Source organism: Burkholderia perseverans (assembly GCF_022870505.1).
Classification (GTDB): domain Bacteria; phylum Pseudomonadota; class Gammaproteobacteria; order Burkholderiales; family Burkholderiaceae; genus Burkholderia; species Burkholderia plantarii.
Map to the genome: position 1 here is coordinate 883887 of NZ_CP045093.1, position 12695 is coordinate 896581.

Sequence of the window (12695 nt, forward strand, 5' to 3'; positions counted from 1 at the left end):
CTGGCTGCCGTGGCGACGGCGGTGCCGATGCGCAAGCAGAGCGGGACGGCAGCAGGGCCGTGCGTGCCGCGTGATGCCGGCCCCGCATATGCCGGCCCCGCACGTGTCAGTCCCGCACGTGTCAGTTCCGATGCGTCGGCCCCGTATGCGTCGGGGCCGATTCTACCCGGGCGTCAGACGCCTTCGACCACGCGGAAGTCGCGGTCCGCGCCGTTGTCGAGCACCCTCAGCGCTTCCTGATAGGCCGGGCTCTGGCGCGCGGCGAGCGCCGCCTCGAGGCTGTCGAACTCGATGATGACGGCGCGCTCGCGCAGGCCGTTCTCGAACACTTCGGCCGGCGTGTTGCGGACCAGGTAGCGGCCGCCCGCTTCGGCCACGGCCGGCGCGGCCAGCTTGGCGTAGGCCGCCATCTTGTCGGCGTCGGAGATATTGCGGTAGATGCTGAGCCAGTATGCTTTTGCCATGGTGTTCGTCTCGCAAGTTGAAAGGTAAGGGGAACGCGTGGTCGTCGCGGCGTTCCGCCATGGCGATGTTACGGGAAATCGGGGCGCGGGCACCGGGCGCGGGTATCGGGCACGCCATTTCGATGCGATTTCCACGTCGATTTCCACGTCGATTTCCACGTCGATTTCCACGTCGATCCCGACGCCATGCCCACGCCGCAGCGGGACAACCACACGGCGCCCGCGATCTTGCCCGGATCGCCGTCCCGCCTGCCGCGGCGCCGAACCTCATGGTTTCCCCCCAAGGTCGCTGACAGTCAATAAAACGTCGCGGCCGGTCGCCTCGCGGCGAATATGGCCCGTTATTTTGCTTGTACGGTGCAGGCCACGCCATCCCTCCTCACAAGCGCCTGCCCGGAACCGCCGAACAGGGAGCCACCATGAAGTCGTGCAAGACCCTAGCGCTGGTCGCGGCGCTGGCCGCGGCCGCCGCGCTGCCGTCGCCGTCGTTTGCCCAGGATGCCGCCGCGTGCCGCGCGGTGCGGTTCGCCGATATCGGCTGGACCGACATCACGTCCACCACGGCGCTCGCGTCGATGCTGTTCGACGCGCTCGGCTACCAGCCCACCACGACCATCGCCTCGGTGCCGATTTCGTTCGCGGGCCTGAAGTCGAAGCAGATCGACGTCTCGCTCGGCTACTGGTGGCCGGTGCAGCAGAAGCAGATCCAGCCGTTCCTCGATTCGAAGTCGATCACGGTGCTCGAGCCGCCGAACCTGTCCGGCGCGAAGGCCACGCTCGCGGTGCCGGCCTATGCCTATCAGGGCGGGCTCAAGAGCTTCGACGACATCGCCAAGCATCGCGCCGAACTCGACGGCAGGATCTACGGGATCGAGGCGGGCAGCAGCGCGAACGCGACGATCCAGAAGATGATCGACACCAACCAGTACGGCCTGGCCGGCTTCAAGCTCGTCGAGTCGAGCGAGGCGGGCATGCTGGTGACGGTGGAGCGCGCCGTGCGCGAGAAGAAATGGGTGGTGTTCCTCGGCTGGGAGCCGCACCCGATAAACATCCAGCTGCAGATGAACTACCTGTCGGGCGGCGACGCGTCGTTCGGCCCGAACTACGGCGAGGCGCGCGTCTACACGCTGACCGCGAACGGCTTCGCCGCGCGCTGCCCGAACGCGGGCCGGCTGGTGTCGAACCTGCGCTTCACGACCGACATGGAAAACCAGCTGATGCTTGCCGTGGTGAACAAGACGCGGCCCGCCGAGGCGGCGAAGGACTACATCCGCAAGCATCCGCAGGTGCTCGACGGCTGGCTGGCCGGCGTGAAGAGCTATGACGGCAGGGATGGCCTCGCCACCGTGAAGGCCTCGCTCGGCCTGTGACGCGGGCTGGCGCTCCCCGCATCGACCCATTGAATCTTCGAACCATCGAACGGACGCCGCGGCGTCCAGGCAATCCACGAGGCGAACACCATGAACCATGAAGTGATAGTGACCTGCGCGGTGACGGGCGCCGGCGACACGGTCGGCCGGCATCCGGCGATTCCGGTCACGCCGAAGCAGATCGCCGAGGCGGCGATCGAAGCCGCGAAGGCCGGCGCGACGGTCGCGCACTGCCACGTGCGCGATCCGCGCACCGGGCGCGGCAGCCGCGATCCGAACCTGTACCGCGAGGTGGTGGACCGGATCCGCTCGGCCGAGGTCGACGTGATCATCAACCTGACGGCCGGCATGGGCGGCGATCTCGAGATCGGCGCGGGCGAGGCGCCGATGCAGTTCGGGCAGGGTACCGACCTGGTGGGCGGCCTCACGCGGCTGGTCCACGTGGAGGAACTGCTGCCCGAGATCTGCACGCTCGATTGCGGCACGCTCAACTTTGGCGACGGCGACACGATCTACGTCTCGACGCCGGCACAGTTGCGTGCCGGCGCGAAGCGCATCCAGCAGCTCGGCGTGAAGCCGGAACTCGAGATCTTCGACACCGGGCATCTGTGGTTTGCCTCGCAGATGCTGAAGGAAGGGCTGCTCGACGCGCCGCCGCTGTTCCAGCTCTGCCTCGGCATTCCGTGGGGCGCGCCCGCCGACACCGGCACCATGAAGGCGATGGTCGACAACATGCCGCCCGGCGCGCACTGGGCCGGCTTCGGCATCGGCCGCATGCAGATGCCGATGGTGGCGCAGGCGATGCTGCTCGGCGGCCACGTGCGCGTGGGCCTGGAGGACAACCTCTGGCTCGATCGCGGCGTGCCGGCCTCGAACGGCTCGCTGGTGCAGCGCGCGCGCGAGATCGTCGAGCGGCTCGGCGGCCGCGTGCTGACGCCGGCCGAGGGCCGCGTGAAGCTGGGCCTGCCGCCGCGCGGCGAGCGTGCGCTCGAACGGCGCGCGATCGCCGACTATGCATGAGGTTCACCATCATCATCAGGATAACGAAGGACAGGCCATGACTTTGATTACCGACATCAAGACCTTCGCCGCGATCGGCACCGGCGTGATCGGCAGCGGCTGGGTGGCGCGCGCGCTCGCGAACGGGCTCGACGTGGTGGTGTGGGACCCGGCCGCGGGCGCCGAGCCGCAGCTGCGCGCCAACGTGGCGAACGCATGGCCCGCGCTCGAGCGCGTGGGCCTGAAGCCCGGCGCCTCGCCCGAGCGGCTGCGCTTCGTGGCGACCATCGAGGCCTGCGTGGCCGACGCCGACTTCATCCAGGAGAGCGCGCCCGAGCGCGAGGCGCTCAAGCTCGAACTGCACGAACAGATCAGCCGCGCCGCGAAGCCCGGCGCGATCATCGCGTCGTCCACCTCGGGCCTGCTGCCCACCGATTTCTACGCGCGCGCGACGCATCCCGGGCGCTGCGTGGTCGGCCATCCGTTCAATCCGGTCTATCTGCTGCCGCTCGTCGAGGTGCTCGGCGGCGAACGCACCTCGTCCGAGGCGGTGGACGCGGCGATCGCGATCTACGCCGCGCTCGGCATGCGGCCGCTGAGGGTGCGCAAGGAAGTGCCGGGCTTCATCGCCGACCGCCTGCTGGAAGCGCTATGGCGCGAGGCGCTGCATCTGGTCAACGAGGGCGTGGCCACCACCGGCGAGATCGACGACGCGATCCGCTTCGGCGCCGGCATCCGCTGGTCGTTCATGGGCACGTTCCTGACCTACACGCTCGCGGGCGGCGAGGCCGGCATGCGCCATTTCATGAAGCAGTTCGGGCCGGCGCTGGAGCTGCCTTGGACCAGGCTGGTCGCGCCGACGCTGACCGACGCGCTGATCGACCGCGTGGTGGACGGCACCGCCGAGCAGCAGGGCGAGCGCAGCATCAAGGCGCTCGAACGCTATCGCGACGACTGCATCACCGAGGTGATCGCCGCGATCACGCGCGTGAAGGCGCGCCACGGCATGCGCTACGAGGACTGACGATGGCCACCGGCACCTGCGACACGCCCGGCAACCCGGGTCCCGGCCTGACGATCCATCGCGACGTCGTGCGCGCCGAATGGGTCGACTACAACGGGCACCTGCGCGACGCGTTCTATCTGCTGATCTTCAGCTTCGCGACCGATGCGCTGATCGAGCGGATCGGCCTGGACGAGGCGGCGCGGCTCGCGCGGCGGCGCTCCGTCTACACGCTGGAGGCACACGTGAACTACCTGCACGAGATCCGGCTCGGCACGGCGGTGCGCGTCGACGCGAGGGTGCTGGCGGTGGATGCGAAGCGCGTGCATCTGTATCTGGAGATGTTCGCGGACGGCATCGACGGCGCCGTCGCCGCGAGCGAGCAGATGCTGATGCACGTCGACACGAGCGTGTCGCGTGGCGCGCCGTTCGATGCCGACGTGGCCGCGCGTCTGGCCGATCTGGTCGACGCGCAGCGGGATGCGCCGGCGCCCGCCCATGCGGGCCGCGTGATCGGCTTGCCGCCGCCGCGCACGGCGCGCTGAGCGCGCGATGGCGCTCGAGGCGCAGATCGCCGGCTTCGTGGCGCGCGTGGCCGCCGAGGGCGGCGACGGGGGCGACCCGCGCGCGCTGTCGATCGCGGCGCTGCGCGACGGCTACGAGCGCTTCGCCGCGCGCTGGGCGCCGCCCGAGCTGCCGGCGGGCGTGGCCAGCGAGGACGCCGCGTTCGTCGCGCCGGCCGGCCACCGCATCGCGCTGCGCCGCTATCGGCTCGCGCGGGCCGGCGCCGCGCCGCGCGGCACGGTGCTGTTCCTGCACGGCGGCGGTTTCGCGCTCGGCTCGCTCGCGAGCCATGCCTCGATCGCGGCGCGGCTCGCGGCCGATACGGGCCTCGACGTGATCGCCGTCGATTACCGGCTGGCCCCCGAACATCGCGCGCCGGCCGCGCACGACGACGCGCGCGACGTGACGCGCGCCGCGCTCGACGGCACGCTGCCGTTCGGCTCCATTGCGCTGCCGCTCGCGCTGGCCGGCGACAGCGCCGGCGGCACGCTGGCCGCGAGTACCGCGGCCGCGTTCGGCACGCGGCTCGCGGCCGTCGCGCTCGTCTATCCGATGCTCGGCCTCGAACCGCAGGCGCCGGCGGCCGTGACCGAGGCGCGGGCGCCGATGCTGACGCTCGACGAGGTGCGCGCCTACCGCCACCTCTATTGGGGCGATCGCGACGACGCGGCGCCGCCGCCCGGCACGGTGCCGCTGGCCGCCGCGCGGTTCGACGGCCTGCCGCCGCTGCTGGCCGTGGGCGCCGAGCACGATCCGCTGCGCGACGACGCGCGCGTCTACGTCGAACGGATCCGCGCCGCCGGCGGCGACGCGCGCTTCCTGCTGGCGGCGGGCCTCGTGCATGGCTGCTGGCGCGCGCTCGACGTCAGCCCCGGCGCCGCGCGCCTGCATGCCGAGGTGTGCCGGTTCCTGCGCGGGCGGCTGGCGCGATGACGACGGCGGCGAATCGGCGCCGGCGGTTCGTCGAACGTCGTCGGGCGAGGTTTTCCGCCGCGCTCGCGGCGCCGCGTTGCGAGCGCGGCGGGCGTATCGATCCGCCGCCGGTTATTGCGTCAGCAGGAGATCGATGTTTTCCGCGTCGGTCGAGAGCGTGGCAGCGCCGGTGATGTCGATGGTGCTGGCTGCCGTGCCCGTTTGCGTGTAGGTTGCGTTGACGGTTTCGTCACCCGATGCCAGGGCGATGGTACCTCGGGTCGGCTCCGATAAATTGACGGGCGCCGGGGTCGACACCGTCAAATACAGCTGGCTTGCACCATTATTGAAAGTCACATTGAGCGGCCCGGCGTATTCTATTTGCTGGCCATTGGTCGAATCGAGACTGGAAGTAATCGCCAATCCGGGCGTGGCAAGGGAAATCACGTTGCCGGACGACGAGGTGTTGGTATAGGTCAGATTTTTAAGCGTGGCAGTACCACCGCTCTGCGTCTGCGTATCGATGTTTTCATCAAGCGACAGCGTGCCATTCAATTTTCCGGTCGTGCCGCGCGCGGTCGTGAATGTCAATTGATTTGCCGTGGCATCCAGATTGAGATGGTACGGCTGAGTGGTGCTTAAATCGTAGGTGCCGGTGAGCGAATTGACGACCAGCAGGATGCTGCCGGACAAATAAGTTGTCGTGGTCGTGCCGGTCGTGAACTGGCAGTTATCGAACGATGCCAGCACCGTATCTCCGGCCGACAGCGATTGCGACTTGTCGGTATCGGTAATGGTCACGGTTTCCGAGCCGCTTGCACATGAGTAAGTCGACGACCTCGACCCCTGCGCCAGCAAGCTCGGGCTTCCCAGCGCGGTGACGAACGTCGAGTATTGCGCGAGCGCGTCCTGTGTCAGTGCGTCCACGGCTGCGTAGGCGGTCCTGACGTTGGCGAAATTATTTGTCGAATCGGCCAGTTTGACGTTGGACGTCGGGGTCGTCGACGGCGGGGTATCGTTACTGCCGCCGGTTCCGGTGCTTGAAGAACTGGTCCCGGTTCCGGTGCCGGCGGTTGCCGCGCTGCCGTCGTCTCCACCCCCACATGCGCTCAACCAAGCCAGACAGGAAAACGCCCCGACGCTGGCCCAGGCTTTCATTGCTTTCATTCCCCTCTCCAATTGACACCTGACGTGGTTAATCATTTTCATATTCGTTGCGGGTTATATCTTGGCGATCGTCGATTGTCTATAGATTTAGCTGCCGAATTGGAGTCCCGGCAATTGCGACCGGCTTGCCTGGCGGCTGGCGGCCATTTTTTCCGACTGCCGGCCATCGCTTCGGCACAACCGTTCGCCCCGCATTGCAGGCGCAAGGCGAATCGCGTCGAGCCGGCGATTAATCAAAGCCGAGCCGGGATCCGCGTGACGCTTCGCATTCAATCATGTGAGTGGAATTGAATATATGAAAAGGCGATGTCGACAGCGGGCTTGTTCGCGAATCGAGGTGATTGATTTTTTAAAGGCGCCTGACGGAACTGGCGACGCCGTTCGCAAACCGTGGCGTTGCCGCGGGACTCGGCGAAACCGGAGGCGGCGATTGCGGTGGCATTCACGGAAGCTCGGCATGCCCGTCGATCAGGACACTGATGTTTCGATACCGAAAACCTGCCCCGGGTCAGGCGGGCGCGCCATCCGGGCTCACGCGAGCCGTGTTCATTCCGGGCGCGCGCCGTCATCCGCCCGATCCGTCGCAGACTTCGCCATACCCGCCCGGGCATGCCGAACAACGGTGACGCGCGCGGGGCAAACGCGCCCCGGGCTCCTGTCGTATCCTGACCGGCGCGCACCCGCGAGTGGCGGCGGCCGGTCAGGCCGCTCCGGCCGGATCCGGCGCACGCCTGAACACGGTCGACTCCATGAAGCTTCCCTCTCCGTCAAGCCTCGCCGCTCTGCTCAGACAGCCCGTCGCCGCGCTGTTTTCCGTGCCGCGCTCGCGGTTTTCCCTGCTCGCGTCGCCCGCCGCGAAACGACGTTTCCCGTTCGCGGTGCGCGCCGGCCTGTGCTGCGCCATTCCCGTGATGGCCGGCTATTTCGCCGGCGATATCAAGGCGGGGTTGCTTGCCACCATCGGCTCCTTCAGCGCGCTGTATGGCAGTGACCGGCCTTACCGCAATCGCGCGGCGCATCTCGCCGTCATTGCCGTCGCGCTCGCGGCGGTGGTGGCGCTCGGCATCTGGGTGGCGCCCCACAAGCCTGTCGCGGTCGTGACCGTCGCGCTGATCGCGGCGCTCGCCACCCTGGTCTGCGATTCGCTGCGCATCGGGCCGCCCGGCGCATACATGTTCGCGCTGGCCTGCGCGAGCGGCACCGGCATGGCGGCGAGCGGGGCCGATCCGTGGCGCAGCGGCGGGTACGTGCTGTGCGGCGGCATCGTCTCCTGGCTGGCGCACATGATCGGCGCGCTGCTCGAGCGGCGCGGCCCCGAGCGTGCCGTGACCGCCGCGGCGGCCGACGCGGTCGCCGCGTTCGCCGAAGCCATCGGCACGCCGGGCGCCGACGCGGCGCGCCATCGCGCCGCGAGCGCGCTCGACGACGCCTGGTCGTCGCTGATGATCCGGCAGCCCGCGCGCGCCCGGGTCGATCCCGTGCTCGAGGCGCTGCGGTGTCAGGACCGCCGGCTTCACTCGATGTTTTCCCGACTGCTGGCCGCGACGGGCGCGCAGGATCGGCATGCCGCGCAGCGCCGGCAACTGGCGCGTGAAGCACGCGAACTCGGCGCGCAGGCGCGTCATGCGCGTCGGCCGTCGGTGCCCGCCGTCGCCGCGCCGCCCCCGCCGCGCCCCCAGCGCGTGGTCGCGCCGCTGCGGCAAGATCTCGTGCCCGGGTCCGATTCGCTGCTGCTCGCGGCGCGCGTGGGCGTGGCGACGCTGATCGCGGGCGGCATCGGCCTGGCGCTCGGACTCGATCGCGCCTATTGGGGCATGGCGGCCACGGTCGTCGTGCTCAATCAGGCGCAAGGCTGGTCCGGTACCTTCCGGCGTGCCTGTCATCGCGTGTCCGGCACGCTCGCCGGGCTGATCGTCGCGTGGGGGGTACTGGCCGCGCATCCGCAAGGTTTGTGGATCGCGCTGACCGTGGGCCTGCTGCAGTTCGTCATCGAGATCTGGGTGGTGCAGCAGTATGCGATCGCAGCGGTCTTCATCACCGCGAACGCGCTGACGATCGCGGCAGGCGGCGCCGGTTTTCCGGCCGTCACACCGCTGTTCACGGCGCGCGCGCTCGACACGGTGATCGGCTGCGCGGTCGCGCTGGCGGTGTTTTTTTTCACGGGGCGGCGCTTGGCACGCCGTCCGCTTCGCGGCGAACTGGTGCGCACACTGTGCGCCGCGCAACGCGTGCTACGCGGCCTCGCGGATCGTCAGGTCGCGACGCCCGACGCGTTCGCCGCGCGCCGCGAGCTGGAACATCGCGCGATCGTCCTGCAACAGGTGCTCGAAGCCGAGCCACCCGCGCCGCGGCGCGACCCGCCGCTCGCGCGCCGACTGGCGGCGACGGTCGCCGCAACCCAGGAACTGGTTTATCGCCTGCTGGATGTGTGCCGGGAGCGGGAGGCCGCGCCCCATGCGGACACGCTGCCCGCGACGGCTTCCGAAGACTGCCTGCTCGCGCAGGCATGGCTTGACGCCGTGATGACCGAGGTGGAGAGCCGCGCGCCGCAACGCTGGCCCGACCACTTTCCCGGCCTGTTCGGCGAACAGATCGCGGCGCTCGCCGACGCGCTCCGTTCCGCGCCTCAGTCGGCCTCGGCGCGCCGGTCGTAGGTTTCGCGCGCGCGCTCCACTTCGGGCAGGTGTTCGACCGTCCAGGCATAGAGCGCCTGGAACGGCTTGTCGAGCGTGCGGCCGAGCCGCGTGAGTTCATACTCGACCGAGATCGGCGACGCGGTGATCACGCGCCGCGCGAGGATGCCGTTGCGTTCGAGCCGGCGCAGGCTCTGCGTCAGCGCCTTCTGCGTGATGCCTTCGAGCCGCCGCTTGATCGCGTTGAAGCGCAGCGGCCCGTCGTGCAGCGCCGCGATGATCAGCACCGACCACTTGTCGGCGATCTGGTCCAGCAGGAGCCGGCTCGGACAATCGGCGGCGGACAGCACGTCCTCGGAAGGGCGACATGACTTCATGGTGGTTTCCTTGATGCTACCTGGTTGCTTCGTGGTGCCTGATTGACATCAAGTATAAAAGATATACCATCGGTTCGCCCCAAAAACGAAGAGGATTGCGCCGATGATGTCGTCTCATACCGACGTGCTGTTCCAGCCGTTCCAACTGAAGCAACTGAGCCTGAAAAACCGGATCGTGATGGCGCCGATGACGCGCTCGTTCTCGCCGGAAGGCATTCCCGGCGAGGATGTGGCCAGCTATTACGCGCGCCGCGCGCAGGCCGGCGTCGGCCTGATCATTTCCGAGGGCACGGCGATCGATCGTCCGGCCTCGCGCAACGATCCCGGCATTCCGTTCTTCCATGGCGACGGCGCGCTGCAGGGCTGGCAGCGCGTGATCGACGGCGTCCACGCGGCGGGCGGCCGGATGGCGCCGCAGCTCTGGCACGTCGGCTCGGTGAAGAGCTTCCTGACCGAGTGGACGCCGGGCGACGGCATCGAGAGCCCGTCGGGTCTCGCCGCTCCGGGCACGCCGCGCGGCAAAACGATGAGCGACGCCGACATCGCCGACGCCATCGCCGCGTTCGGCAAGGCCGCGGCCGATGCGAAGCGGCTCGGCTTCGACACCGTGGAGATCCACGGCGCGCACGGCTATCTGCTCGACCAGTTCTTCTGGAGCGGCACCAACACGCGCACCGATGCGTTCGGCGGCGCGTCGATCCGCGAGCGCTCGCGCTTCGCGGTGGAAGTGGTGAAGGCCGTGCGCGCGGCGGTGGGCGCCAATACGCCGGTGATCCTGCGGCTCAGCCAGTGGAAGCAGCAGGATTACGCGGCGCGGCTCGCCACCACGCCCGACGAGATAACGGCATGGCTCGCGCCGCTCGTCGAGGCGGGCGCGGACGTGCTGCATTGCTCGCAGCGGCGCTTCTGGGAAGCCGAGTTCCCCGAGATCGACGGCGAGCACGGCCTCAATTTCGCGGGCTGGGCGAAGAAGCTCACGGGCGCGGCCACCATCAGCGTGGGCTCGGTGGGCCTGTCGGGCGACGTGCTCAGCACCTTCAACGGCGAACGCTCGGCGCCCGCGAGCCTCGCGAACCTGGTCGAGCGCATGGAGCGCGACGAGTTCGACCTGATCGCGGTGGGCCGCGCGATCCTCAGCGACGCGCTGTGGGTCGAGAAGATCCGTTCCGGCGACACGGCCGGCCTGCGCGACTTCGATCCGGCCACGCTGAAGCAGCTGGCCTGACGCGGCCTCCCTGCCGAATCGCACCCGGGCCGCGCGGGCAGGCGGCCCCGGGGGCGCTCATTCGCATGGAAATCCGAATAATCGAGTCCGATATCGCCAATTGGCGTGAATGCATCCGGTATTGAATATCACAATGAAGTTCATGCACCGGCGTGGCAATGCCGATTACGAATTGTCCGAAGCGTCGTTATCGGCAAGCCAATAAAAAACGGCGCGACCTCGTAAGAGGCCGCGCCGTTTTTTTGCAATCCCGCGGCTTGATTCATATCCACGGGATTAGCGCGTTGCGTGAAACACTGCGTTGCAACGCGCGCTATTTATTTGCCTGTTTCGATCGTGACATCCGCTATTCCGGTTTGCGCCTGGATCGAAAAAAGGCCCGGGCGCCAGGCGCCCGGGCTAAGCCGTCCCTGACGGGGCGGCGGAGGTTTGGGGCCTGCAAACGGCGCGTGAGCCCGCGAGGGCTCACCGCCTGACGACGCTGCCGCTGGGGCAGCCTCGCCGATCAATGACCGTAGTAGATCGAATCGTGGGCGACCGGTGCCGGGGCGCCCGGGCTGCCCGAACGGACCGTCGGGGCTGCCTGCGGACCGTAGCCGCTGGTGTCACGGCCGGCCACGCGGGCTTCGGCTGCCTGGATGTCATCCGGATAGTACGGGCTGGCGACGCCCGGGTGGTAGCCGGCCTTCTCGAGCTGGACCAGTTCCGCGCGAACCTGGGCGCGGGTCACCGGCTGGTTCGTTTGCGCGAACGCGGCGAACGAAGCGGTCAGGGCGGTTGCGGCAACGACTGCGGTAATGAGCGACTTCATGGTGACCTCCGTATCTTGTCTGGTTTGTCGCTGCGACTCTTTGTCGTCAGCGGTTGATCTGAATCGTAGTCGCCCGATGACCTAGGGTAAATACTAGTTTTGATCATAGATCGTTGCTTAAATCGATAAAATCGCGGCGCAGCAATGATCGGAAGAATGCGCTTTGTGCAACACTGAGATTCGAAACGCGGGAGGAGCGGAAACACTGGATGCGGTGCGCCAGTGGCATGGCGCCGCTTGAGCGGGGGAGTCGAAGGAAGCGGACGGGTTGGGAGATCCGCGCGGAGCGCACGCGACGGCGCGGCCGTGATGGCTAACGATGGGTCAGGGAAGCGCGTCCGGCAGTCCGATGCCGGGACCGCCCATGGCACGCCCCGGCAGGCACGAGCGGCCGTGTGCAAGGCGTTCGCGGCGGCACCGCCGCGCTCGCGCGAGGGCGCCGCGTGCAACGAAAAACGCCGCGAATCCTCGCGGCGTCGTCACGGGGCCTACTTGCCGCCCTGCAGGCCGAGCACCTGTGCCGCGGAGATCATCGCGCTGGCGTTGGCCGGGGCCGGGCGCTCGGCGGGGCGGAACACTTCCTCGCCGCGCTGGATCACCTGGCGCGACAGCGCGCAGGTGCCGGTGCGTTGCGCGAAGCGCCGGCGCCAGCGTTGCTCGCCGTAGTGGCAGCGGCCGGGTTCGACCCAGCGGACGACGAGCAACGTGTCGGAGCGCTCGAGGATTTCGACGTGAACATCGTCGGAGTCGAGCGCAGGCATTGATTTGGAGGACTTCATTTGCCGTTTCCCAAAGCTCGTGCGGTATCGGCCTAGGCAGTATTTGCAACTGCGTTTTGTCGATTCCGTAGCGGTTTCCAATAAGAATCTGGGGCTAAATGTAAGCGCCCACGGCAAGAAAAAACATCCTGTCTGGATCGAATTACATTTTGTCGATTCAGAAACAATCGAGGCGTTTCGCGCGGCCGCGCAAAGAAAAAACCCCGGAGGGGATCCGGGGTTGAAAAGGAGCGAGCCGCACGGCAGACGCCTTACTCGCATAGGCATCTGGGGTGAGGACCGTGTTTGAAGTCGCTCGCCCTTGGAGACGGTCGGTGCCGGTCCTGCCTCGCGCGGCCGACGGGCGGGAGCGGATTCGGTCGATTCCGCCCGCCTGCCTCGGCCGCCTGGC

The 12695-nt window shown here is 68.2% G+C and carries 13 protein-coding genes; 7 read left to right on the forward strand and 6 right to left on the reverse strand.

Features of this window, described 5'->3' with window-relative positions; translation table 11 throughout:
• Window positions 1-173: 173 nt before the first annotated feature.
• The gene (locus tag BpN12_RS03705; RefSeq protein WP_246793965.1) at window positions 174-464 is read right to left on the reverse strand and encodes a DUF1330 domain-containing protein; all 291 of its coding nucleotides are present in this window, start codon (window positions 462-464) and stop codon (window positions 174-176) included.
• Window positions 465-883: 419 nt separating this feature from the next.
• Between BpN12_RS03705 and BpN12_RS03710 the strand changes: the two genes are divergently transcribed.
• The 5 genes from BpN12_RS03710 to BpN12_RS03730 all read left to right on the forward strand — a co-directional run bounded on the left by BpN12_RS03710 (window position 884) and on the right by BpN12_RS03730 (window position 5333).
• Window positions 884-1834 carry a choline ABC transporter substrate-binding protein gene (locus BpN12_RS03710; RefSeq protein WP_246793966.1) on the forward strand — a complete coding sequence of 317 codons (951 nt, stop codon included), beginning with the start codon at window positions 884-886 and terminating at the stop codon, window positions 1832-1834.
• Between the two features lie 90 nt (window positions 1835-1924).
• Window positions 1925-2854, forward strand: coding sequence for a 3-dehydrocarnitine:acetyl-CoA trimethylamine transferase CdhC (cdhC, locus tag BpN12_RS03715; protein ID WP_246793967.1), 930 nt, complete (start codon window positions 1925-1927; stop codon window positions 2852-2854).
• 37 nt (window positions 2855-2891) lie between these two features.
• Complete coding sequence (locus BpN12_RS03720) at window positions 2892-3857, forward strand: L-carnitine dehydrogenase (RefSeq protein ID WP_246793968.1); 966 nt, start codon at window positions 2892-2894, stop codon at window positions 3855-3857.
• Between the two features lie 2 nt (window positions 3858-3859).
• On the forward strand, window positions 3860-4381 hold the full coding sequence (locus BpN12_RS03725) for a thioesterase family protein (RefSeq protein ID WP_246793969.1): 522 nt from the start codon (window positions 3860-3862) through the stop codon (window positions 4379-4381).
• A 7-nt stretch (window positions 4382-4388) separates the two neighbouring features.
• Window positions 4389-5333, forward strand: a complete 945-nt coding sequence (locus tag BpN12_RS03730) for an alpha/beta hydrolase (protein ID WP_246793970.1) — start codon at window positions 4389-4391, stop codon at window positions 5331-5333.
• Window positions 5334-5444: 111 nt separating this feature from the next.
• Here BpN12_RS03730 and BpN12_RS03735 read toward each other — a convergent pair whose 3' ends face one another.
• Together BpN12_RS03735 and BpN12_RS03740 are read right to left on the reverse strand one after the other, a co-directional pair.
• The gene (locus BpN12_RS03735; protein WP_246793971.1) at window positions 5445-6479 is read right to left on the reverse strand and encodes a hypothetical protein; all 1035 of its coding nucleotides are present in this window, start codon (window positions 6477-6479) and stop codon (window positions 5445-5447) included.
• A gap of 269 nt (window positions 6480-6748) precedes the next feature.
• A complete protein-coding gene (locus tag BpN12_RS03740) occupies window positions 6749-6925 on the reverse strand; it encodes a hypothetical protein (RefSeq protein ID WP_246793972.1) in 177 nt (58 codons plus the stop codon).
• A 303-nt stretch (window positions 6926-7228) separates the two neighbouring features.
• Between BpN12_RS03740 and BpN12_RS03745 the strand changes: the two genes are divergently transcribed.
• Entirely contained in the window at window positions 7229-9133 is a 1905-nt protein-coding gene (locus BpN12_RS03745) for an FUSC family protein (RefSeq protein ID WP_246793973.1), read from the forward strand.
• Here the strand turns inward: BpN12_RS03745 and BpN12_RS03750 are convergent.
• Window positions 9106-9489 carry a winged helix-turn-helix transcriptional regulator gene (locus tag BpN12_RS03750; RefSeq protein ID WP_246793974.1) on the reverse strand — a complete coding sequence of 128 codons (384 nt, stop codon included), beginning with the start codon at window positions 9487-9489 and terminating at the stop codon, window positions 9106-9108. The two genes, BpN12_RS03745 and BpN12_RS03750, sit on opposite strands and share 28 nt — an antisense overlap.
• Window positions 9490-9592: 103 nt before the next feature.
• On the opposite strand from BpN12_RS03750, the gene BpN12_RS03755 reads away from it, so the two are divergent.
• Window positions 9593-10714, forward strand: coding sequence for an NADH:flavin oxidoreductase (locus tag BpN12_RS03755; protein WP_246793975.1), 1122 nt, complete (start codon window positions 9593-9595; stop codon window positions 10712-10714).
• 505 nt (window positions 10715-11219) lie between these two features.
• Here BpN12_RS03755 and BpN12_RS03760 read toward each other — a convergent pair.
• Together BpN12_RS03760 and BpN12_RS03765 are read right to left on the reverse strand one after the other, a co-directional pair.
• Window positions 11220-11525, reverse strand: a complete 306-nt coding sequence (locus BpN12_RS03760; RefSeq protein WP_042627440.1) for a DUF4148 domain-containing protein — start codon at window positions 11523-11525, stop codon at window positions 11220-11222.
• 488 nt (window positions 11526-12013) lie between these two features.
• Window positions 12014-12304: a DUF3331 domain-containing protein gene (locus BpN12_RS03765; protein WP_246793976.1), complete on the reverse strand. Its 291-nt coding sequence runs from the start codon at window positions 12302-12304 to the stop codon at window positions 12014-12016.
• Window positions 12305-12695: the final 391 nt, after the last annotated feature.

What these genes read in the sequence shown, in the direction of transcription:
- BpN12_RS03705 (WP_246793965.1), bottom strand. Translation starts at nt 464, where the DNA reads ATGGCAAAAGCATACTGGCTCAGCATCTACCGCAATATCTCCGACGCC.
- BpN12_RS03710 (WP_246793966.1), top strand. Translation starts at nt 884, where the DNA reads ATGAAGTCGTGCAAGACCCTAGCGCTGGTCGCGGCGCTGGCCGCGGCC.
- cdhC (WP_246793967.1), top strand. Translation starts at nt 1,925, where the DNA reads ATGAACCATGAAGTGATAGTGACCTGCGCGGTGACGGGCGCCGGCGAC.
- BpN12_RS03720 (WP_246793968.1), top strand. Translation starts at nt 2,892, where the DNA reads ATGACTTTGATTACCGACATCAAGACCTTCGCCGCGATCGGCACCGGC.
- BpN12_RS03725 (WP_246793969.1), top strand. Translation starts at nt 3,860, where the DNA reads ATGGCCACCGGCACCTGCGACACGCCCGGCAACCCGGGTCCCGGCCTG.
- BpN12_RS03730 (WP_246793970.1), top strand. Translation starts at nt 4,389, where the DNA reads ATGGCGCTCGAGGCGCAGATCGCCGGCTTCGTGGCGCGCGTGGCCGCC.
- BpN12_RS03735 (WP_246793971.1), bottom strand. Translation starts at nt 6,479, where the DNA reads ATGAAAGCAATGAAAGCCTGGGCCAGCGTCGGGGCGTTTTCCTGTCTG.
- BpN12_RS03745 (WP_246793973.1), top strand. Translation starts at nt 7,229, where the DNA reads ATGAAGCTTCCCTCTCCGTCAAGCCTCGCCGCTCTGCTCAGACAGCCC.
- BpN12_RS03750 (WP_246793974.1), bottom strand. Translation starts at nt 9,489, where the DNA reads ATGAAGTCATGTCGCCCTTCCGAGGACGTGCTGTCCGCCGCCGATTGT.
- BpN12_RS03755 (WP_246793975.1), top strand. Translation starts at nt 9,593, where the DNA reads ATGATGTCGTCTCATACCGACGTGCTGTTCCAGCCGTTCCAACTGAAG.
- BpN12_RS03760 (WP_042627440.1), bottom strand. Translation starts at nt 11,525, where the DNA reads ATGAAGTCGCTCATTACCGCAGTCGTTGCCGCAACCGCCCTGACCGCT.
- BpN12_RS03765 (WP_246793976.1), bottom strand. Translation starts at nt 12,304, where the DNA reads ATGAAGTCCTCCAAATCAATGCCTGCGCTCGACTCCGACGATGTTCAC.